21 protein-coding genes are annotated in these 20,580 nt (G+C 68.9%); 2 read left to right on the forward strand and 19 right to left on the reverse strand.

All coding sequences use genetic code 11. The annotated features are described in order from the left end of the window. Position 1: 1 nt before the first annotated feature. The 5 genes from KZX17_RS13570 to KZX17_RS13590 all read right to left on the reverse strand — a co-directional run bounded on the left by KZX17_RS13570 (position 2) and on the right by KZX17_RS13590 (position 5,033). Complete coding sequence (locus KZX17_RS13570; RefSeq protein ID WP_248174581.1) at positions 2-436, reverse strand: cytochrome c oxidase subunit 4; 435 nt, start codon at positions 434-436, stop codon at positions 2-4. Beyond that, positions 437-2,179, reverse strand: coding sequence for a cytochrome c oxidase subunit I (ctaD, locus tag KZX17_RS13575; protein WP_248174583.1), 1,743 nt, complete (start codon positions 2,177-2,179; stop codon positions 437-439). After that, complete coding sequence (gene coxB, locus KZX17_RS13580) at positions 2,179-3,078, reverse strand: cytochrome c oxidase subunit II (RefSeq protein WP_248174585.1); 900 nt, start codon at positions 3,076-3,078, stop codon at positions 2,179-2,181. Before coxB ends, ctaD begins: the two co-directional genes overlap by 1 nt. A 114-nt stretch (positions 3,079-3,192) precedes the next feature. Further along, positions 3,193-3,558: an iron-sulfur cluster insertion protein ErpA gene (erpA, locus tag KZX17_RS13585; RefSeq protein WP_248174587.1), complete on the reverse strand. Its 366-nt coding sequence runs from the start codon at positions 3,556-3,558 to the stop codon at positions 3,193-3,195. An 80-nt stretch (positions 3,559-3,638) separates the two neighbouring features. Continuing rightward, the gene (locus KZX17_RS13590; RefSeq protein WP_248174589.1) at positions 3,639-5,033 is read right to left on the reverse strand and encodes a dipeptidase; all 1,395 of its coding nucleotides are present in this window, start codon (positions 5,031-5,033) and stop codon (positions 3,639-3,641) included. Between the two features lie 52 nt (positions 5,034-5,085). On the opposite strand from KZX17_RS13590, the gene KZX17_RS13595 reads away from it, so the two are divergent. Then, positions 5,086-5,646, forward strand: coding sequence for a DUF3043 domain-containing protein (locus KZX17_RS13595; protein ID WP_248174591.1), 561 nt, complete (start codon positions 5,086-5,088; stop codon positions 5,644-5,646). Positions 5,647-5,716: 70 nt separating this feature from the next. On the opposite strand, the gene KZX17_RS13600 is transcribed toward KZX17_RS13595, so the two are convergent. The 5 genes from KZX17_RS13600 to dnaE all read right to left on the reverse strand — a co-directional run bounded on the left by KZX17_RS13600 (position 5,717) and on the right by dnaE (position 13,352). Beyond that, positions 5,717-6,736 (reverse strand): quinone-dependent dihydroorotate dehydrogenase, encoded by a 1,020-nt coding sequence (locus KZX17_RS13600; RefSeq protein WP_248174592.1) that lies wholly within the window; start codon positions 6,734-6,736, stop codon positions 5,717-5,719. A gap of 63 nt (positions 6,737-6,799) precedes the next feature. After that, positions 6,800-7,273, reverse strand: a complete 474-nt coding sequence (gene nrdR / locus KZX17_RS13605; protein WP_248174594.1) for a transcriptional regulator NrdR — start codon at positions 7,271-7,273, stop codon at positions 6,800-6,802. 13 nt (positions 7,274-7,286) lie between these two features. Continuing rightward, positions 7,287-8,588: a histidinol dehydrogenase gene (hisD, locus tag KZX17_RS13610; protein WP_248174596.1), complete on the reverse strand. Its 1,302-nt coding sequence runs from the start codon at positions 8,586-8,588 to the stop codon at positions 7,287-7,289. Between the two features lie 20 nt (positions 8,589-8,608). Continuing rightward, positions 8,609-9,736, reverse strand: coding sequence for a hypothetical protein (locus tag KZX17_RS13615; RefSeq protein WP_248174598.1), 1,128 nt, complete (start codon positions 9,734-9,736; stop codon positions 8,609-8,611). Positions 9,737-9,833: 97 nt separating this feature from the next. Further along, positions 9,834-13,352, reverse strand: coding sequence for a DNA polymerase III subunit alpha (dnaE, locus tag KZX17_RS13620; protein WP_308194623.1), 3,519 nt, complete (start codon positions 13,350-13,352; stop codon positions 9,834-9,836). A 48-nt stretch (positions 13,353-13,400) separates the two neighbouring features. Here dnaE and KZX17_RS13625 point away from each other — a divergent pair, with 48 nt between their 5' ends. Further along, entirely contained in the window at positions 13,401-13,874 is a 474-nt protein-coding gene (locus KZX17_RS13625) for an NUDIX domain-containing protein (protein ID WP_248174599.1), read from the forward strand. 3 nt (positions 13,875-13,877) lie between these two features. Here KZX17_RS13625 and KZX17_RS13630 read toward each other — a convergent pair whose 3' ends face one another. The 9 genes from KZX17_RS13630 to KZX17_RS13670 form a co-directional block, all read right to left on the reverse strand. After that, entirely contained in the window at positions 13,878-14,447 is a 570-nt protein-coding gene (locus KZX17_RS13630; protein WP_248174600.1) for a GNAT family N-acetyltransferase, read from the reverse strand. Positions 14,448-14,478: 31 nt separating this feature from the next. Next, positions 14,479-15,399 carry an RluA family pseudouridine synthase gene (locus KZX17_RS13635; RefSeq protein WP_248174601.1) on the reverse strand — a complete coding sequence of 307 codons (921 nt, stop codon included), beginning with the start codon at positions 15,397-15,399 and terminating at the stop codon, positions 14,479-14,481. Next, entirely contained in the window at positions 15,386-15,985 is a 600-nt protein-coding gene (gene lspA / locus KZX17_RS13640) for a signal peptidase II (protein ID WP_248174602.1), read from the reverse strand. Before lspA ends, KZX17_RS13635 begins: the two co-directional genes overlap by 14 nt. An 11-nt stretch (positions 15,986-15,996) precedes the next feature. Further along, positions 15,997-16,590, reverse strand: a complete 594-nt coding sequence (locus KZX17_RS13645) for a DivIVA domain-containing protein (protein ID WP_248174603.1) — start codon at positions 16,588-16,590, stop codon at positions 15,997-15,999. Between the two features lie 142 nt (positions 16,591-16,732). After that, positions 16,733-17,035 carry a YggT family protein gene (locus KZX17_RS13650; RefSeq protein ID WP_248174604.1) on the reverse strand — a complete coding sequence of 101 codons (303 nt, stop codon included), beginning with the start codon at positions 17,033-17,035 and terminating at the stop codon, positions 16,733-16,735. A gap of 4 nt (positions 17,036-17,039) precedes the next feature. Continuing rightward, positions 17,040-17,486 (reverse strand): cell division protein SepF, encoded by a 447-nt coding sequence (locus KZX17_RS13655; protein WP_248174605.1) that lies wholly within the window; start codon positions 17,484-17,486, stop codon positions 17,040-17,042. Positions 17,487-17,518: 32 nt separating this feature from the next. Next, positions 17,519-18,202, reverse strand: a complete 684-nt coding sequence (locus KZX17_RS13660) for a YggS family pyridoxal phosphate-dependent enzyme (protein WP_248174607.1) — start codon at positions 18,200-18,202, stop codon at positions 17,519-17,521. Between the two features lie 5 nt (positions 18,203-18,207). Then, positions 18,208-19,368: a cell division protein FtsZ gene (gene ftsZ, locus KZX17_RS13665; RefSeq protein ID WP_248174609.1), complete on the reverse strand. Its 1,161-nt coding sequence runs from the start codon at positions 19,366-19,368 to the stop codon at positions 18,208-18,210. A 156-nt stretch (positions 19,369-19,524) separates the two neighbouring features. Beyond that, positions 19,525-20,580 (reverse strand): FtsQ-type POTRA domain-containing protein, encoded by a 1,056-nt coding sequence (locus KZX17_RS13670; RefSeq protein ID WP_248174611.1) that lies wholly within the window; start codon positions 20,578-20,580, stop codon positions 19,525-19,527.

The raw sequence follows: 20,580 nt of genomic DNA on the forward strand, positions 1-20,580 counted from the left end.
ATCAGCGGGCGAAGTAGCCCCGGTAGTACTCGTAGACCCAGCCGACGATGGCGACCACGAAGATGCCGACACCGATCGGGATCATGAACTCGCCGACCGCGAGGCCGATGAAGGCGATCGCAGCCGAACCCGCGAGCACGAGCGGCCACCAGGACCACGGCGAGAACTCACCCATCTCGGGGTCACCGTCATCGATGTCGGCCGTCAGGGAGTCCTCGGGCAGCGTGCCGCCCTGAGCCTTCTCGACACGGCTCGAGTAAAAGGCGATCATGGCCGCCATCATCGTGACGAAGACGAGTCCGACGGAGCCGACCCACTCGATCCGGTTGAAAACCGGCAGCTGCGGGTGGGCAAGGATGTTCCAGCCGACGTAGACGACGGCGACGAGACCGAAGAAGGCCGCGAGGACCCACCACAGGTTGACGTTGGTCTTCACTTACTTGACCTCACCGTTCGTCAGATCGACCACCGGGGCGTCGGGTGCGTCCTTCGCAGGACCCACGCCGACGGGGATGCCGGCTTCGGGGTGGTTCAGGTCGAACGCGGGCCGCTCGCTGCGGATGCGCGGGATCGACGTGAAGTTGTGGCGCGGCGGCGGGCAGCTGGTCGCCCACTCGAGCGAACCGCCGTAGCCCCAGGGGTCGTTCACGGTCACCTTGGGTGCGGTACGAGCGGTGATCCAGACGTTCAGCAGGAACGGGATCATCGACGCCGCGAGGATCATCGACCCGACCGTCGACACCTGGTTCTGCCACGTCCAGCCATCGGCTGCCGAGTAGTCCGCGTAGCGGCGGACCATGCCGTCCGCGCCGAGCCAGTGCTGGATGAGGAAGGTCATGTGGAAGCCGATGAACAGCAGCCAGAAGTGCACGAGGCCGAGGCGCTCGTTCAGCATCTTGCCGGTCCACTTCGGCCACCAGAAGTAGAAGCCAGCGAACATCGCGAACACGACGGTGCCGAACACGACGTAGTGGAAGTGCGCGACGACGAAGTACGAGTCCGACACGTGGAAGTCGAGCGGCGGCGAGGACAGGATGATGCCGGTCAGACCACCGAAGACGAACGACACGAGGAAGCCGAGGGCGAACACCATCGGGGTCTCGAACGTGATCGATCCACGCCACATCGTGCCGATCCAGTTGAAGATCTTCACGCCCGTCGGGACCGCGATGAGCATGGTCATCAGCGCGAAGAACGGCAGCAGGACGGCGCCCGTGACGTACATGTGGTGCGCCCAGACCGAGACCGACAGCGCGGCGATCGCGATCGTCGCGTAGACGAGCGTCTTGTAGCCGAAGATCGGCTTGCGACTGAAGACCGGGAAGATCTCCGACACGATGCCGAAGAACGGCAGCGCGATGATGTACACCTCGGGGTGCCCGAAGAACCAGAACAGGTGCTGCCAGAGCAGGACGCCACCGTTGGCCGGGTCGTAGATGTGGGCACCGAGGATGCGGTCGGCCGCTGCGGCGAAGATCGCCGCTGCGAGCACGGGGAACGCCATTAGGATCAGGATGCTCGTGACCAGCGTGTTCCAGCTGAAGATCGGCATCCGCCACATCGTCATGCCGGGGGCGCGCATCGTCATGATCGTGGTGATGAAGTTGACGCCACCGAGGATCGTGCCGAAACCGCTCATGCCGAGGCCCAGCATCCACAGGTCACCACCGGCACCCGGGCTGAAGCTCTCGCCCGCCAGCGGCTGGTAGGCGAACCATCCGAAGGCGGCTGCGCCCTGCGGGGTGAGGAAGCCGGCGACCGCGATGGTCGAGCCGAACGTGAAGAGCCAGAAGGCGAACGCGTTCAGTCGCGGGAACGCGACGTCGGGGGCACCGATCTGCAGCGGGAGCAGCGCGTTGGCGAAGCCGGCGAACAGCGGCGTCGCGAACATCAGCAGCATGATCGTGCCGTGCATCGTGAACAGCTGGTTGTACTGCTCCTTGGTCGGCACGACCTGCATACCCGGCTCGAACAGCTCGGCGCGGATGATCAGCGCCATGACGCCGCCGAGCATGAAGAACAGCACGGAGGCGATCAGGTACATGTACCCGATGGTCTTGTGGTCGGTGGAGGTGATCCACTTGACGACGATGTTGCCCTTGTGCTCGACGCGCGAGCTGCTCAGCAGCGCCGCCTGACGAGGGGGCAGCGTCGGGGCCGGAGGCGTGATGGTGGCCATCAGTTGCTCTCTCCTTCAGCGTCGGCCGCGCCGGTGCCGGGCGCGTTCTGGAGACGGTCGTAGGCGTCGTCGATGTCGCCGGTCTGACCGGCTGCTTCGAGCGAGGCGATGTAGTCGGCATACTCGGCCTCGGAGACGACCTTCACGTTGAAGAGCATCATCGAGTGGTACTGGCCGCAGAGCTCCGCGCACTTGCCGGTGTACTCACCCTCCTTGGTGGGGATGAACGACCAGTAGTTGTCGCGGCCCGGGTACATGTCCTTCTTGTAGAGGAAGTCGATGATCCAGAACGAGTGGATGACGTCGCGCGACTCGAGCTGCAGCGTCACCTCCTGGTTCACCGGCAGGACGAGCTCGGGGATCTCGTTGGTGATGTTGCCCTCGGCGTCGGTCTGCGCCTGCACACCCATGGTCCAGACGGCGTCGTCGGTCTCTTCGCAGCTGTTGCCGTTGTACTGGAAGTCCCACGCCCACTGCTTGCCGATCGCGGTGATGCAGACGTCGGGGTTCTCGTGCTGCGTCTCGATGATCGCCTGATCGCGAGCCGTGAAGGCGAAGAAGCCGAGGACGAGGATGACCGGCGCGATCGTGAAGAACATCTCGATCGGCATGTTGTAGCGCAGCTGCACCGGCAGGCCCGACTGCCCCTTGCGGCGGCGGTAGGCGATCGCCGCCCACCCCATGAGCGCCCACGTGATGACGCCGACGGCGAGGACGACGATCCACGAGGTCGTCCAGAGCCCGGCGATCATCGACGTGTGGTTCGTCGCCTGTCCGCCTTCCTCGTCGAAGCCGGGGAGGAAGCCGTTCGCTGTCGTGGGGCTGCAGGCCGCAAGCGCGACCGCGGAGGCGATCGCGAGCGGGAGAGCTACCCAACGGAGTCGGCGGTTGACGCGCACGGTGCACCTTTCGGGGACATGAAGGTCAGACTCATGCCAGTCTAGGGCAACCTCTTACGGGATTCCGGCCATCCGCTCAGGATGCCGGCCGCCGCGGAGGGGACCCGGGATGGATCAGTGGAAGCTGTCACCGCAGGCGCAGCTGCCGGCGGCGTTGGGGTTGTCGATCGTGAAGCCCTGCTCGGAGATCGTGTCCTTGAAGTCGATCTGCGCACCCTCCAGGTACGGCACCGACATGTCGTCCACGATGACCTCGACGCCGTCGAAATCGACGGTCTGGTCACCGTCGAGGTAACGCTCGTCGAAGTAGAGCTGGTAGATCAGACCCGAGCACCCGCCGGGCTGGACGGCGACGCGCAGGCGCAGGTCGTCGCGGTTCTCCTGCGAGAGGAGGCTCTTGACCTTCAGCGCGGCGGCCTCGGTGAGGGCGACGCCGTGGGCCGGAGCGGTCTCGGTGGTCTGGGTGGCGATGTCGGTCATGGCTCTCCCATGGGGTCGGGCCGCCAATGCTCTTCAGGAACGGGGGCGGCGGGCTGTTTCGATTCTACGGCCCGGCGGGGTCAGCGGAGCGTCCGGTCCAGCGATTCGAGGAGCAGGGCCTCCGACACCAGTGCGTTCCGGAACGTCTCGATGTGGAGCGACTCGTTCGGGCTGTGCGCCCGCGCGTGCGGGTCCTCGACACCGGTCACGAGGATCTGCGCGCCGGTGAACTCGCGGACGAGGTCCGCGATGAACGGGATCGATCCGCCCACCCCGATGTCGACCGCGGGGCGTCCGTACCCGCGCTCCAGTGCGTCGCGCGCCTGCGCGACCGCCCATCCCGAGGTGTCGACGAGGAACGGGTCGCCGAAGTCGACGTCGCGGAACGCCAGCTTCGCCCCGAAGGGGGCGTGGGCGCGCAGGTGCCGCTCGATGGCACCGAAGGCCTCGCGGGCCTCCTGGCCGGGCGCGACGCGTGTGCTGATGACGACGCTCACCTTCGGACTCAACGTGTTCGACGCATTGCGCACGCTCGGCGCGTCGATGCCGGTGACGGTGATCGACGGCTTGTTCCAGATGCGGCTCAGGATCGAATCCCGGCCGATCGGCGAGACGCCGTCGGGCAGACCGGCCTCGCTGCGGAGCGTCCCCTCGGAGTACGGCGGAGTCTCGGCATCCCGAGCCGTCAGCCCCTCGACCGCGACCGCCCCGTCCTCATCCCACAGCGTGGCCAGCAGGCGAACGGTCGCCATCATCGCGTCCGGCACCGCTCCCCCGAACATGCCGGAGTGCGAGGCGTGGTCGAGCGTCTCGATGTCCAGCGTGAAGCGGACGTTGCCGCGCAGCGACACGGTCAGCGCCGGCGTCTCCGAGTCCCAGTTGCCGGAGTCGGCGACGACGATCACGTCGGAACGGAGCGCATCCGCGTTGTCGCTCAGGAATTGCGCGAAGGATGCGGATCCCGCCTCCTCCTCGCCTTCGAAGAAGAGATTCACCCCGAGGTCGACGTCGTCGCCCAGCACCTCGGTGAGCGCGCGGAGCGCGCCGAGGTGCGCCATGATGCCCGCCTTGTCATCGGCCGCGCCGCGACCGTAGATGCGGCCGTCCCGCACGGTGGGCTCGAAGGGCGGCGACTGCCAGAGGTCCTCATCGCCGACGGGCTGCACGTCGTGGTGCGCGTAGAGGAGGATGGTCGGCTTGCCGCCCCGCGCGGAGCGCGAGGCCAGCACCGCCGGCATCCCCTCTTCGCCCGTCTCGGGGATGACCGCGGTCTTCACCTCGACGCGGTCGAAGAACCCGAGGTCCTCGACCAGCGCCTTGACCGCATCCGCGCTCCGCTGGACTTCGGCGCGGTCGAAGCCGGGGAAGGCGACGGAAGGGATGCGGACGAGCGCGCCGAGGTCGGCAATTGCGGCGGGGACCGCGCCGAGAGCCGCCTCGCGCACCGCCTCGGATCGAGAGGAGTCGGAGGTCATGCGGGTAATCTTATGTGGCACGCTTTTCCGCCGATCGCCGAGGACCTCCCCCGTGGCCAAGACACCGCCCCCCGCCGACACCGCACCCGACGCGCCGAGCGGGCCGGGCAAGAACCGCCCGACGCCCACGCGCGCCGAGCAGGAAGCGGCTCGCAAGCGTCCGCTGGTCGCCAACACGAAGGAGGCGCGTGCGCGGGCGAAGGCGGACCTCGCTGCGCAGCGCGAGAAGGCCCGCATCGGCATGGCCGCCGGCGACGAGCGCTACCTGACGCCGCGCGACCGCGGACCGCAGCGTCGGTTCGCCCGTGACTACACGGATGCCGGGTGGCACTTCGGTGAGCTGGTGATGCCGCTCCTCGTCATCGTCATCCTGATGGCCCTCGTGCCCAATAACGCCGTCGTCTTCTACTCCTACGTCGGGCTCTGGGCCTACATCCTCTTCGTCGTCGCCGACATGATCCTGCTGAGCCGCAAGGTGAAGAAGCTGGCGGCGGCGAAGTGGGGCGACCGGCGCGAGAAGGGCCTCGGCTGGTACGCGGCGATGCGATCGGTGCAGATGCGATTCATGCGCCTGCCCAAGCCGCAGGTCAAGCGCGGCGACTACCCGAGCTGACTTCGAAGACCACGACGGCCCCGCACCGACAGGTGCGGGGCCCCTTCGTCCATGGCGCGGATGCCGGAGCTCAGCGCGCGAGTCCGCGGTTGATCTGCCGCCCCCACAGCGGTCCGCGGTAGATGAAGGCGCTGTAGCCCTGGACGAGGTCGGCGCCCGCGGCGAGCCGCTCTCGGACGTCCGCCGCCGTCTCCACTCCCCCGGCGGCGATGACGCAGAAGTCCGCCGGGACCGCGGCGCGCACGCGGCGGAGCACCTCGAGCGAGCGCTCCCGCAGCGGCGCCCCGGACAGGCCTCCGGCGCCCATGGCCTCGACGCGTGCGGCATCGGTGGTCAGTCCGGTCCGAGCGATCGTCGTGTTCGTGGCCACGATGCCGTCCAGCCCCGTGTCGACCGCGAGCGCGGAGATGCCGTCGATCTCGTCATCGGTGAGGTCGGGAGCGATCTTCACCAGCAACGGCGTCGTGCCGGCGGCATCCTTCACCGCCGTGAGCAGCGGACGCAGGGTCTCGACCGCCTGCAGACCGCGCAGTCCCGGCGTGTTCGGCGAGGAGACGTTGACGACGAGGTAGTCGGCGACGGGCGCGACGAGGCGCGTGCTCGCGACGTAGTCCGCCGTCGCGTCCGCGACGTCGACGACGCGGGACTTGCCGATGTTCGCGCCGAGCACCGGACGCCGACGACGACGACGCATCCGCGCGAGGCGCGCCGCGACGACCTCGGCGCCGTCGTTGTTGAACCCCATCCGGTTGATGAGCGCCCGGTCGGCGGGGAGACGGAACAGTCGCGGCTTCGGATTGCCGTCCTGCGCGATCGCTGTGACGGTGCCGACCTCGATGTGGCCGAACCCGAGCGCGTACAGGCCGATCGCGCCCAGGGCGTTCTTATCGAACCCGGCGGCGATGCCGAACGGCGAGTCGAACGTCAGCCCGAGGGCCTGCGTCCGCAGGGACGGTGCCGGCTTCGTGAGCGCCCGTGCCAGCAGGGACAAGGGCGGAGTACCAGCCGCTCGAATGACGGCCATACCGAGGTGGTGCGCGACCTCGGGGTCGGTGCGTCGCAGGACGAGGTCGAAGAGAAGGCGATACATCGCTGCCAGCCTATCCAGTCGGACATCCCCGCCCCATCCGACGTCGCAGGCCGTGCGGTCGTGTCAGGCGTCGGCCTGCTCGCGCAGCTGCGCACGATCGGCGCGGAGCAACGCGATGGCGTCATCGAAGTCCTCCAGCGTCTCGAACGCCTGGTACACACTCGCGAAGCGCAGGTAGGCGATCTGGTCGAGCGCCCGCAGCGGCCCGAGGATGGCGAGACCGATCTCGTTGGTGTCGATCTGCGAGACGCCCGTCTGGCGTACGGATTCCTCGACGGCCTGGGCGAGCATCGCCAGGTCGGCTTCGGTCACCGGCCGCCCCTGGCAGGCCTTGCGGACGCCGGACATGACCTTCTCGCGGCTGAACGGCTCGATGACGCCGGACCGCTTGATGACGTTGAGGCTCGCCGTCTCGATGGTCGAGAAACGCCCGCCGCACTCGGGGCACTGACGTCGGCGACGGATGCTGAGACCGTCGTCGCTCGTGCGCGAGTCGATGACGCGGGAGTCGGAGTGACGGCAGAACGGGCAGTGCATGGCGGCATCCAGCCTACGCGTCGAAGCGTGCCGTGACGGCCTCGCCGTGCGCCGGCAGCACCTCGGCGTTCGCGAGCGTGACGATCTCGTCGCGCACCTGCGCGAGCGCATCGCGGTCGTAGGTGATCACCTGCTGCGGACGGAGGAAGGTGGATGCCGACAGGCCGGCGGCGTAGCGGGCCTGTCCCCCCGTGGGCAGCACGTGGTTGCTGCCTGCGAGGTAGTCGCCCAGGCTCACCGGCGTCCATGGCCCCACGAAGACGGCGCCCGCATTGACGAAGTCGGCGGGACGGGGGTCGCGCAGGTGCAGCTCGAGGTGCTCGGGCGCGTAGGCGTTGCTGAAGGCGGTCGCCGTCTCGATGTCGTCGACGAGCACCACGGCGGACTGCGGACCCGCGAAGGCCTGTGCGATCCGCGCGGCGTGCATGGTGCGGCGCGCGCGCACGTCGACCTCGGCAGCGACGGCGTCGGCGAGCTCTTCGGAGTCCGTGACCAGCACTGCTGCGGCCTGCTCGTCGTGCTCCGCCTGGCTGATGAGGTCGGCGGCGATGAGTCCGGCGTCCGCCGAGGCGTCCGCGACCACCAGGATCTCCGTGGCACCAGCCTCCGAATCGGTGCCGACCATCCCCGCGACCACGCGTTTAGCCAGGGCGACGAAGTTGTTGCCGGGTCCCGAGATGACGTCGACGGGGTCGAGGCCGAGCGATCCGACGCCGTGCGCATACGCACCGATCGCGCCGGCGCCTCCCATGGCGTAGACCTCCGTGACGCCGAGCAGGCGGGCGGCGGCGAGGATGACGGGGTGCACGCGCCCGTCGTGGTCGCGCTGCGGCGGCGACGCGAGCGCCACCTGCGTCACACCTGCGACCTGAGCGGGGACCACGTTCATGACGACGCTCGACGGATACACCGCTTTGCCGCCGGGAACGTAGACGCCCGCGCGACGTACGGGCCGCCAGTGCTGCTCGATCCGGGCGCCCGGACCGATCTCCGTGACCACCGGCGCCGGGACCTGGGCCGCGGATGCGCGGCGAACGCGGTCGATCGCCGTCTCGAGCGCCGCACGGATCGCGGGATCCAGGGCTGCCAGCGCATCGTCCACGTGCTGTTCGGGCACCCGGACGGCGTGTCCGGCGACGCCGTCGAACCGCTCGGCCTGCTCGCGGAGCGCGTCCTCGCCGCGCGCCGCGACGTCGGCGACCACGGCTGCGGCGGTCGCCAAGGCCTCATCGCGGGCGGCGGCGGCGCGGGGTACTGCGGCCAGCAGGTCGGACGGAGCGGACGCGCGGCCGCGCAGGTCGATCGTGCGGAGCATCCCTCCAGGGTACCGGCGGCTCAGCCCCGCGTGACGCCCGAGACGTCGTTGAGGTAGCCGATGCGGCCGTCCTCGTGACGCACGACGAACGAGTCCCCGCGGTCCTCGATGACGAGCGCCCAGGCGGTCGGACCGATCCGGAACAGCGGGATGCCGTTCTCATCGACCACGTCGCGCTCGACCGGCGCGAGCGCCCAGAACGCCTGGTGGGACGGCGCCTGCGCCGCAACGGGCTCCTCTTCCACGTCGGGCTCCGTGAAGGGCGCGGGCTCCGGGTCCACCGACGGCGCGGCCATCGTGTAGCGCGCCTCGGACACGGGCCGGGCGACGACGGGTCGCGCGCGACGAGCGACGCGGTGCGCCTCGGCGTCGGGCCGGTGCAGGAAGTCCTCGTGGAAGGGCGGGATGAAGGGGGCGAGGACGGTCAGGGCGACGGCGGCAGCCATCAGGAGGACCTCGGCCCAGACGACCCAGCTGTTGACCCAGACGCCGGTCGCCGCGCCGCGCGCGATGTTGTTCCAGAGCCAGCCGAGCCAGATGACTGCGGAGACGGAGAACACCACGGAGGCGAACTGATCAATGCCGAGCGACCCGACCCGACGGATGCCGTCGGGCGAGAATCGGCGCAGCACGATGAGGAAGACCGCGGCCGTCGGCGCTCCGATCGACAGGACCCAGTCGATGCCGGAGGTCCAGACGGTCTCACCGCCGAACGCGCGCGCGAACTGCCCGTCCGCGTAGAGCGGGAAGAAGGAGAACAGGAAGGCCAACGCCCAGACGCCGAGGAGCGAGACCTCGCGGAGCGAGAACGGACCGATGCCGTACTGCGGTGGGATGTGGTGGCTCTCCTGGGCGGGGGCATGGTCCGCCGCGCCGGTGTCCGTCCCGGCGACCGGCTCGGACTCGGTGAGCGCAGCATCCTCGGTCCGCGGCGCGGGGTCCTCGTACACCGCGGTCGAGTCGACGGTATCCGACGCGACGGGCGCCTCGGCGGCATCCGTGCGGAAGTCGTACGCCTGCGTCTCGGTCTCGGAGACCGGGGCCTCTTCAATGGGGCGCGCCGGCTCTCGCACGACCGTGTCACCGAGATCGTCGATGCCGGTCGCACGCTCATCCGGGGTACCGGGGGTGGTCTTCTCGTCGGTCACGATGCTCCTTCCGAACAGCGCCGCTCAGCGCCGCCTGCGATCCTACCCCGCGGGTCGATGCGGTTCCGGGGGTTGCGGAGGCGCGCCCCGTGGGCTGTCAGCCGAGACACTGGGGCCCGAGCAGGCCCTTCAGCTCACCGTACAGATCGACGGTCACCCCGACCTGCGCCGGCACCTCGAACACCTTCGCGGACCCGCCCTTGTGCAGTTTGAGCGTCACCTCGGTCGACCCCGGGTGGCGGCCGAAGACCGCGGCGAGCTCGCCGATCGTGGTCTCGGTCGCGCGATGCTCGGGCAACAGGAGCACCAGCGGCCCGGCGGCATCCGTCGAACCGAGGTCCGGGGAGAAGGCGGACTGTCCGTGCAGATTCCGTCCGTCGTCCCGCTGCGAGACGCGACCCCGCACGACGAGGATCGAATCGGCCTGCAGCATCGACTGGAACTCGGTGTACGTCTTGCCCATGAACATGACGGTGACCTCACCGTCGAAGTCCTCGACGGTGATCATGCCGTACGGATTGCCGCTCTGCTTGGCGACGCGATGCTGGACGCTGGTGACGAGACCCGCGACCGTGACGATGTCGCCGTCGGAGATGTCCTCGGACACGAGCAGATCGTGGATCGAGGTCGACGCGTGCTTCGCGAGGGGGATCTCGAGACCCGCGAGGGGGTGGTCGGAGACGTACAGGCCGAGCATTTCGCGCTCGAACGCGAGCTTGTCCTTCTTCGTCCACTCGGGGCGTTCGGGAACGCGGGCCACCTGCTGGGGCTCGTCGTCGCCCCAGAGGCTGTCGAAGTCGAAGCCGACCTCGCCGTTCGCCTCGCGCCGCTTGTCGAGCACGGCCTGCTCGACGGCGTCCTCATGGATCTCGACGAGCGCACGCCTCGTGGCGCCGAGGGTGTCGAAGGCGCCGGCCTTGATGAGGGACTCGACGGTGCGCTTGTTGGCGACGTGGACCGGCACCTTCGTGAGGAAGTCGTGGAAGCTCGTGTACGGGCCGTCCGCGCGGGCCGAGACGATGCCGTCGACGACGTTCGTTCCGACGTTGCGCACGGCGCCGAGGCCGAAGCGGATGTCCTCACCGACGGCGGCGAAGAACCGGATGGACTCCCCCACGTCCGGCGGCAGGACCCGGATACCCATGCGACGGCATTCGTTCAAGTACACCGCCATCTTGTCCTTCGAGTCGCCGACGCTGGTGAGCAGCGCCGCCATGTACTCGGCGGGATAGTGGGCCTTGAGGTACGCCGTCCAGTAGGAGACGAGGCCGTAGGCGGCGGAGTGGGCTTTGTTGAACGCGTAGTCCGAGAAGGGGAGCAGGATGTCCCACAGCGCCTTGATGGCGGCCTCGCCGAAGCCGCGCTCCTTCATGCCGCCGGAGAAGCCCTCGTACTGCTTGTCGAGCTCGGACTTCTTCTTCTTGCCCATCGCGCGACGCAGGATGTCCGCCTGACCGAGCGAGAAGCCGGCCACCTTCTGCGCGATCGCCATGACCTGCTCCTGATAGATGATCAGGCCGTAGGTGGTGTCGAGGATGTCCCGCAGCGGCTCTTCGAGCTCCGGGTGGATCGGGGTGATCGGCTGGACGCCGTTCTTGCGGAGCGCGTAGTTGGTGTGCGAGTTGGCGCCCATGGGACCCGGGCGGTACAGCGCGATGACGGCCGAGATGTCCTCGAAGTTGTCGGGCTTCATGAGACGCAGCAGCGATCGCATCGGTCCGCCGTCGAGCTGGAAGACGCCGAGCGTGTCACCACGGCTCAGGAGGTCGTAGGCCGCTCGGTCCTCGAGTTCGAGGTGCTCGAGGTCGAGCTCCTCACCGCGGTTGGTGCGGATGTTGTCGAGCGCGTCCGAGATGATCGTGAGGTTCCGGAGCCCGAGGAAGTCCATCTTGATGAGACCGAGGGTCTCGCACGACGGATAGTCGAACTGGGTGACGATCTGGCCGTCCTGCTCGCGGCGCATGATCGGGATGATGTCGATCAGCGGCTCGCTCGACATGATGACACCGGCGGCGTGGACGCCCCACTGGCGTTTCAGCCCTTCGAGGCCGAGAGCTCGGTCGAAGACGGTCTTCGCCTCGGGGTCGGTGTCGATCAGCGAGCGGAATTCGCTCGCCTCCTTGTACCGGGGATGCTTCGCGTCGAACATGCCCCCGAGCTCCATGTCCTTGCCCATCACGGGCGGGGGCATGGCCTTGGTGAGGCGCTCGCCCATGGAGAACGGGAAGCCGAGGACGCGACCGGCATCCTTCAGTGCCTGCTTCGACTTGATGGTCCCATAGGTGACGATTTGCGCGACGCGCTCGGAGCCGTACTTCTCGGTCACGTAGTCGATGACCTCGCCACGGCGACGGTCGTCGAAGTCGACGTCGAAGTCGGGCATGGACACGCGGTCGGGGTTCAGGAACCGCTCGAAGATGAGGCCGTGCTCGAGCGGGTCGAGATCGGTGATGCGCATCGCGTAGGCGACCATCGAGCCGGCACCGGAGCCTCGACCGGGACCGACGCGGATGCCGTTGTCCTTCGCCCAGTTGATGAAGTCGGCGACGACGAGGAAGTACCCGGGGAAGCCCATCTGCAGGATGATCCCGGTCTCGTACTCGGCCTGCTTGCGGACGCGGTCGGGGATGCCGCCTGGGTACCGGTAGTGCAGCCCCGCCTCGACCTCTTTGATGAGCCAGCTGTCCTCGGTCTCGCCGTCGGGCACTGGGAACCGCGGCATGTAGTTGGCGGAGGTGTTGAACTCCACCTCGCAGCGCTCGGCGATCAGCAGGGTGTTGTCGCACGCCTCGGGGTGGTCGCGGAACATCTGACGCATCTCCTGCGCCGTCTTGATGTAGTACCCGTCGCCGTCGAACTTGAAGCGGTTCGGGTCGTCGAGCGTCGAACCGGACTGGACGCACAGCAGCGCCTCGTGCGCGTCGGCCTCGTGCTGGTGCGTGTAGTGGGAGTCGTTCGTCGCGACGAGCGGGATGTCGAGGTCCTTCGACAGCCGGATGAGGTCAGTCATCACCCGACGCTCGATCGAGAGGCCGTGGTCCATGATCTCGGCGAAGTAGTTCTCCTTGCCGAAGATGTCCTGGAACTCGGCGGCCGCGGCGCGGGCCGCCTCGTACTGTCCGAGCCGCAGACGGGTCTGCACCTCTCCGGAGGGGCATCCGGTCGTCGCGATGAGCCCCTTGCCGTAGGTCTGCAGGAGCTCGCGGTCCATGCGCGGCTTGAAGTAGTAGCCCTCGATGCTGGAGAGCGAGCTCAACCGGAAGAGGTTGTGCATGCCCTCTGTGCTCTGGCTCCACATCGTCATGTGGGTGTAGGCGCCGGATCCCGAGACGTCGTCGCTCTTCTGATCGGGCGATCCCCACGCCACGCGGGACTTGTCGCTGCGGTGCGTTCCGGGCGTGACGTACGCCTCGAGACCGACGATCGGCTTGACACCCGCAGCCTTGGCAGCGCGATAGAACTCGAACGCCGCGAACGTGTTGCCGTGGTCGGTGACGGCGATCGCCGGCATCCCGTACTCAGCGGCTGCCTGCGTCATCGCGCCGATCTTCGCGGCCCCGTCGAGCATCGAGTATTCGCTGTGGACGTGCAGATGAACGAAGGAGTCGGATGCCACGGATCGAGTCTACGTTCCGGGTCCGACACGGGACCTAGGCTGGTCGGCATGGCCACTCCCGAGTTCGTCCTCACCCTGCGCGAGAAGATCGGGAACGACCCGCTTCCCCTCGTCGGCGTCACCGCGATCGTGTTCCGCGACGAGAAGGTCCTCATCGGGCGACGCGCAGACAACGGCTCGTGGCAGCCGGTCTCCGGCATCGTCGATCCCGGCGAAGAACCCGCCGACGCCGCCGTGCGGGAGTGCTTCGAGGAGGCGGGGGTCGTCGTGCGCGCGACGCGTCTGGCAGCGGTGCAGCAGGTCCCCCGTATCGTGTACGCCAACGGCGACCAGGTCGATTACCTCGACCTGGTCTTCCGGTGCGACTGGGTGTCGGGCGAACCGCATCCATCGGACGGCGAGCTCACCGACGTGGGCTGGTTCGGTCTCGGCGAGCTCGTCGAGGTCGATCAGACCCACGTGCGCAAGATCGCGCTCGCCATCGCCGAGGACGACCCCGCGAGCTTCGCCGGCGGGCGCTGACCCTCAGCGCGGATCGAGGCGCATCAGCACACGCGGGAACCCGTTGAGCACCGATCCGGTGTCCGCGGCCTTCGCGAATCCGGCACGCTCGAACAGGCTTCGCGTGCCGACGTACGCCATCGTGAGATCGACCCTCTCGCCGCCGTTGTCGACCGGATACCCCTCCACCGCGGGCGCACCCTCGGAACGGGCGAACTCCACCGCGCCCGCGAGGAGCGCGTGAGCGATGCCCTCGCCGCGATGGCCCGGGCGGACGCGGATGCACCAGACCGACCAGACATCGAGATCGTCGATGCGCGGGATGAGCCGGTTCTTCGCGAACGACGTGTCGGCGCGCCGGTGCACCGCCGCCCAGCCGACGACCTCGTCGCCGTCGTACGCGAGGACACCGGGCGGGCCATCGACCATGAGCTCGCGCATCCGCTCGCCTCGAGCCGGGCCGGACAGCGATCGGTGCTCACGGCCGGGCAGCCGATAGCTCAGGCACCAGCACACATTGGCGTCGGCACGCTTCGGTCCCACCATCGTCGCGACGTCATCGAAGGAGGTCGCGGGGCGGACGTCGATGGTCATGGCACCAGGATGCCGTGCACTCCCGACGTCGTCACTGTTCGCGAAGGATCTCCAGCGCGTGGGCGAGGTCGGCCGGGTACTCGGACCGGAACGTCGACCAGCCACCGGTGGCCGGGTGCGCGAACGACAGCTCGTGCGCGTGCAGCCACTGGCGCGTGAGCCCGAGCCGCTGCGCGAGGGTCGGGTCGCTCCCGTACAGAGGATCACCGACGCACGGATGCCGGTGCGCCGCCATGTGCACGCGGATCTGGTGCGTGCGCCCCGTCTCGAGATGCACCTCCAGCAGCGAGGCACGCGGGAACGCCTCGAGCGTCTCGTAGTGCGTCACGGAATCCTTGCCGTCCGGGGTCACCGCGAACTTCCACGAGTGACTGGGATGCCGGCCGATCGGCGCATCGATCGTGCCGACCAAGGGGTCGGGATGCCCCTGCACCACGGCGTGGTAGATCTTGTCGACCTCGCGCTCCTTGAACGCGCGCTTCAGCGCACTGTAGGAGCGCTCCGTCTTGGCGACGACCATGAGGCCGCTCGTGCCGACGTCGAGGCGGTGCACGACGCCCTGTCGCTCCGGTGCCCCGGATGTGGCGATACGGAAGCCCGCTGCCGCCAGTGCGCCCACGACGGTCGGCCCCTCCCACCCCAGGGACGGGTGCGCGGCGACGCCCGCCGGCTTGTCGACGACCACGATCTCGTCGTCGTCGTGCACGATCCCGAGGTCGGGGACCGCGATCGGCACGATCTCCGGACCCCGCTTGTCCTCCCACTCCACCTGCAGCCAGGCGCCGGCGACGAGCTTGTCGGACTTGCCGACCGGCCGCATGTCGAGCTGCACTCCCCCGCGCTCGGCGACTTCCGCGGCGAAGGTGCGTGAGAACCCGAGGAGCTTGGCCAGCGCCGCGTCGACGCGCGTGCCGTCGAGCCCGTCCGGGACGGGGAGACTACGGCTGGGCATCGCGTTCGGCACCGGGCGCGGACGCCGGCGCGGTGCGGGAGGCATCCTTCTCGCGCGTCCCGTCGAACCGCAGACCGAGGAGGACGAGCACCGCGACGCCGATCATCATCGTGACGATGAACATGTCGGCGATGTTGTAGATCGCCGACGGGAACCCCAGCCACATCCACGGAGTGTGGATGAAGTCGACGACGTGTCCGACGAGGAACCCCGGGTCGCGGAAGAGACGGTCGGTCAGGTTGCCGAGGATGCCGCCCAGCAGCAGCCCGAGGACGACCGCCCACGCCCGGGAGCGGACGCGTGTGACCGCCAGCACGACGATGGTGACCGCCGCGGCGGCGAGGACCAGCGTGAAGACCCACGTGACGCCCTCGCCCAGCGAGAACGCCGCGCCGGGGTTGAACGTCAGGTAGAGCTGCAGGAAGTCACCCAGGACGGGGACGGTCTCGCGCTCCGGGAGGTTCTCCAGCGCGAGGTACTTGGTGAACTGATCAGCGGCCAGCACCACCGCCGCGAGCATCGCGATGGTGGTGCCGGCCGCTGCAGCGCGCAGTGTCGTCCGCGATGCGGACGTCCGGCTCGACAAGGTCGGGGTCGTCAGGACGCGCTGATGGGCGTCGAGCCCGAGGTGCCCGCTACGTCGAGGTCGCGGAGCTTCTCCTCGATGAAGCTGCGGAGCTGGACGCGGTAGTCGCGCTCGAACTGACGCAGCTCGCTGATGCGGGCCTCGAGGGTGCCGCGCTCGCTCTCGAGACGCGTGATCTCGTCGCGGGCCTTCGTGCGGGCCTCGTTGAGGATGGCATCTGCCTCGGTCTGGGCCTCGGAGACGAGCTTCTCCTTCTGCGCCTTGCCCTCGGCGACGTGCTCGTCGTGCAGACGCTGCGCGAGCTCGATGATGCCTGCGGAGGCGGCGACCGGCGCGGCCGAGGACTCGGCGGCGGGCTCGGGGGTCGCGGGGACCTCGGAGACGACCTCGGTCTCGGGCGCGGCCGGAGCTGCCTCGGCAGCGGGGGTCTCACCGGACTCGTACGCGGCGAGCTTCGCCTTGAGCTCCTCGTTCTCAGCCAGCGCCTTGCGCCACTCGACGACGATCTCATCGAGGAAGTCGTCGACCTCGTCCGGGTCGAAGCCCTCCTTGAACCGGACGTGCTGGAACTGCTTCGTGACGACGTCTTCGGGGGTCAAAGGCATGTGTCTTTCCTCTTTCGGGGCTCAGGCCTCTTGCGGGGCGCGGTAAGCGGGCCGGTCGATGAAGACCCGCATGGCGCGAGCCGTACCTCGCCAGCATAGTCGGCCCCCGTCGAGCGTGCGACGAGGGCCTGACCGCGGACGGTCACAGACGAGTGAGCGCCTGCGTGATGGACAGGAGCACGAAGCAGAGCAGCATCGTGATCGGGAACGCGAGGTCCAGGGCGATGGGGCCGATGCGCAGCGGCGGAATGAAGCGGCGGAAGAACTTCAGCGGCGGATCGGTCACCGTGAAGACGACTTCAGCGACCACCAGCCACCCGCCGCGCGGGCGCCACTCGCGGTTGAACATCGGGATGTACTCGAACACCAGCCGTGCCAGGAGGAACAGCACATAGATGAGGAGCAGCGTGTTGAGGATCCCGGCGATGAAGCCGACGATCTGCACGACGTCAGTGGGTGAACGGGGCGGAGTCGGCGTCGCCCTGAGCGATCGCCCCCTCGCCCGACACGGCGACGTTCTCGGGCGAGAGCAGGAAGACCTTGCTCGTCACACGCTCGATACGACCGTAGAGACCCAGCGACAGCCCGCTCGCGAAGTCGATGAGGCGCCGCGCGTCGGCGTCGCTCATCTGCGAGAGGTTGATGATGATCGGGATGCCGTCGCGGAAGTTCTCGGCGATCGCCTGCGCGTCGCGGTACTGCTTCGGGTGGACCGTGACGATCTCGCTGACGGTGGCGGGAGCGGGCTGTCGGACGACGGCCGGACGGTGGATCGGAGTCACCGGTGCGGTCTTGTTCTCCACCTGCTTCTCCCGTCGGGGAGCGGGCTCCTCGTAGACCTCTTCCTCGTCGGCGAGGCCCAGGTACACCATCGTCTTCTTGAGCGGGTTCGACATCGCATCCTCCGTTTGCTCGTCTGTTGTCGAGGCTATCCGTGCACGGGCCTCGGGCCCGTGATTGCCGAACCGATCCGCAGGTGTGTCGCACCCGCCGCGATCGCCTCGGCGAAATCGCCGGTCATCCCGGCGGAGATCCAATCTGCGTCCGGGACGATGCCGCGGACGGTGTCGGCGCACAACGCCAGGCGGGCGAAGGCGTCGGCGGGCGGTTCGTCGAGCGGCGCGACACCCATCACGCCGCGCAGTCGCAGTGACGGGCAGGCGCCCGCGATGTGCTCGGCGAGTTCGGCGACGCCGGCGGCATCCACTCCCCCGCGGCCGGCATCGTCGGTCAGGTTCACCTGGACCAGGACATCGAGGACGCCCCCGTCACCGCCGTCGGCTGCGTGCAGCGCGTCGGCCAGTCGGGTGCGGTCCACCGAGTGCACGGCATCCGCAGCGCGGCGGACCGCCCGCGCCTTGTTCGTCTGCGCCTGGCCGATGAAGTGCCAGGTCAGCGGTGCGCCCGCGTAGTCCGCACGCTTCGCCGTGAGCTCCTGCTGCCGGTTCTCGCCGACGTGCGCCACCCCGAGGGCAGCGAGCTCCTCGACGAGGCCGACGGGGTGGAACTTGGTCACGACGATGCGCGTGATCCCGGACGGATCGCGGCCCGCCGACCGTGCGGCATCCGAGATGCGCGCATCGACGTCGGCGAGCCGCGAACGCAGATCCACCGGGGTTACTTCAGGAAGTCGGGGATGTCGAGGTCGTCGTCGCCGAAGGCGGACTCGTAGTCCGACGAGGACGACGGTGCGGACACCGACACCGATTCCTTGACGTTCCCGGTCTCCGCTGCCGCCAGGTCGCGGGCGACGGTGTCGGCCGGGAGCGGCGGCAGGACCGGAGCGGATGCCGGGCGGCTCGCGGTGATCGGCTCGACCTTGACCTGCGGCTCACCGCCGTCGAACCCGGCGGCGATGACCGTGACGCGCACCTCGTCGCCGAGCGTGTCGTCGATGACCGTGCCGAAGATGATGTTGGCCTCGGGGTGCGCGGCCTCCTTGACGAGCTGCGCCGCGTCGTTGATCTCGAAGATGCCGAGGTTCGACCCGCCCTGGATCGAGAGCAGCACGCCGTGCGCACCCTCGATCGATGCCTCGAGCAGCGGCGACTCCACCGCGAGCTCGGCGGCCTTGATGGCGCGGTCGGCACCGCGAGCGGAGCCGATACCCATGAGCGCGGATCCGGCGCCCTGCATGACCGACTTGACGTCGGCGAAGTCGAGGTTGATGAGACCGGGGGTCGTGATCAGGTCGGTGATGCCCTGGACACCGGCGAGGAGGACCTGGTCGGCCGTGGCGAACGCCTCGATCATCGAGATACCGCGGTCGCTGATCTCGAGCAGGCGGTCGTTCGGGACGACGATGAGGGTGTCGACCTCTTCCTTCAGCTTCGAGACGCCCGACTCGGCCTGGGTCTGACGGCGGCGTCCCTCGAAGGAGAAGGGCTTGGTCACGACACCGATGGTGAGGGCACCGATCGACTTCGCGATCCGCGCGACGACGGGAGCGCCACCGGTGCCGGTGCCACCGCCCTCGCCTGCGGTCACGAAGACCATGTCGGCACCCGCGAGGGCCTCTTCGATCTCCTCGGCGTGGTCCTCGGCGGCGCGTCGGCCGACCTCGGGATCGGCGCCGGCGCCGAGACCGCGGGTCAGCTCACGACCCACGTCGAGCTTGATGTCGGCGTCGCTCATGAGCAGCGCCTGGGCGTCCGTGTTGACGGCGATGAACTCGACGCCGCGCAGGCCGAGCTCGATCATGCGGTTGACGGCGTTGACACCGCCACCGCCCACGCCAACGACCTTGATCACAGCAAGGTAGTTCTGGTTCTGGCTCACGCCGGCCTCCGTATCGTCCTGAACCTCGAGTGCAAACCTTCAACCTCAACCAGAGGTTTAAAGAATTGCCGAGTATGCAATTCCTGATTCCGAAGGTACGGGCGCGGGAGCGCCGCCCCCGCAGGGCGGCGGCGTGTCGCGTGATCGGATCCGAAGTCAGCGCACGACGACCGCGCCCGGAGAGGACACGTCGTATTCGTCGACGTCGGCGGGGGGCCGTTCCACCATCGCCGCCGTCAGGTTCCGGGCCTTCTCGACGGCGTCGTCCGCGTTGCCCCACACGATCTTCGCCCCGTCGATCGTCAGGGTGACGTCCTCCGGAGTGGTCGCGGTGATCTTCGTCACCTGCGGACGGAGATCCGCTGGCAGGGAGCGGTAGACGGACCCGACCGCACGGAACGTGCGGGAGCCCGGGCCGCCCGCCGCGTCGATGACCGGGTACCCTTCCGGAGCCTCCGCAGCGGTCGCGAGGACGACCCCGGCGGCGTCGACGAGCGCGAACCCCGCCCGCGAGGACACGACGCCCACCGGCATCCGCTCGACGATCCTGACCACCAGCTCGTGCGGCGGCCGCGCCTCGATGGTGTACGTCTCGACGAGGGGGAAGCCCACGAGGGCGGCCTTGACCGCGCTGGAGTCGACGAGCGCGAGCGGCGTGCCCCGCTGAGCGGCGAGGGATGCCTCGACGGCGTCGGCATCGAGGCGGTCGGTGCCGACCACCGTGATCTCCTCGACGGCGAAGAGCGGGCTGTACGCGGCGCCGACCGCACCCAGACCGACGAGGAGGACCGCCCCAGCGGCAGCGATCCAGGCGTAGCGACGCCGCCGTTGGCGCACCGTGAAGCGACGCACCTCGCGGCGAAGCGCACGCCTGCGAGCCCGCGCCGCGGCCCACACGTCCCGCACACCGACCGGACGGTCGGACGTGTCGACCCCCGGACCTGCGGGCGCATCCGACGATGATCCGACCGCAGCCGCACTGGATGCCGCGGTGGGATCCGCCGGTTGCGCGAATCCGATGACGGGTGCGAGCCGACCGGACGCTGCGGGCCCGAGGTCCTTGAGCGGGGTGGTCTCGGTGGCGTCGGACCCGACGGCCTCCGCCTCGTCGCGGGCGCTTTGCGACGGCGCTGCGACGGCGCGGTGCTCGCGAGCAGCCGCAGGCTGGCGGCGTTCGGGAGGCGTCGCGGGCAGCGGGGACGGCCGCCGCAT

This window comes from Microbacterium sp. EYE_78 (assembly GCF_023149035.1).
Lineage (GTDB): Bacteria > Actinomycetota > Actinomycetes > Actinomycetales > Microbacteriaceae > Microbacterium.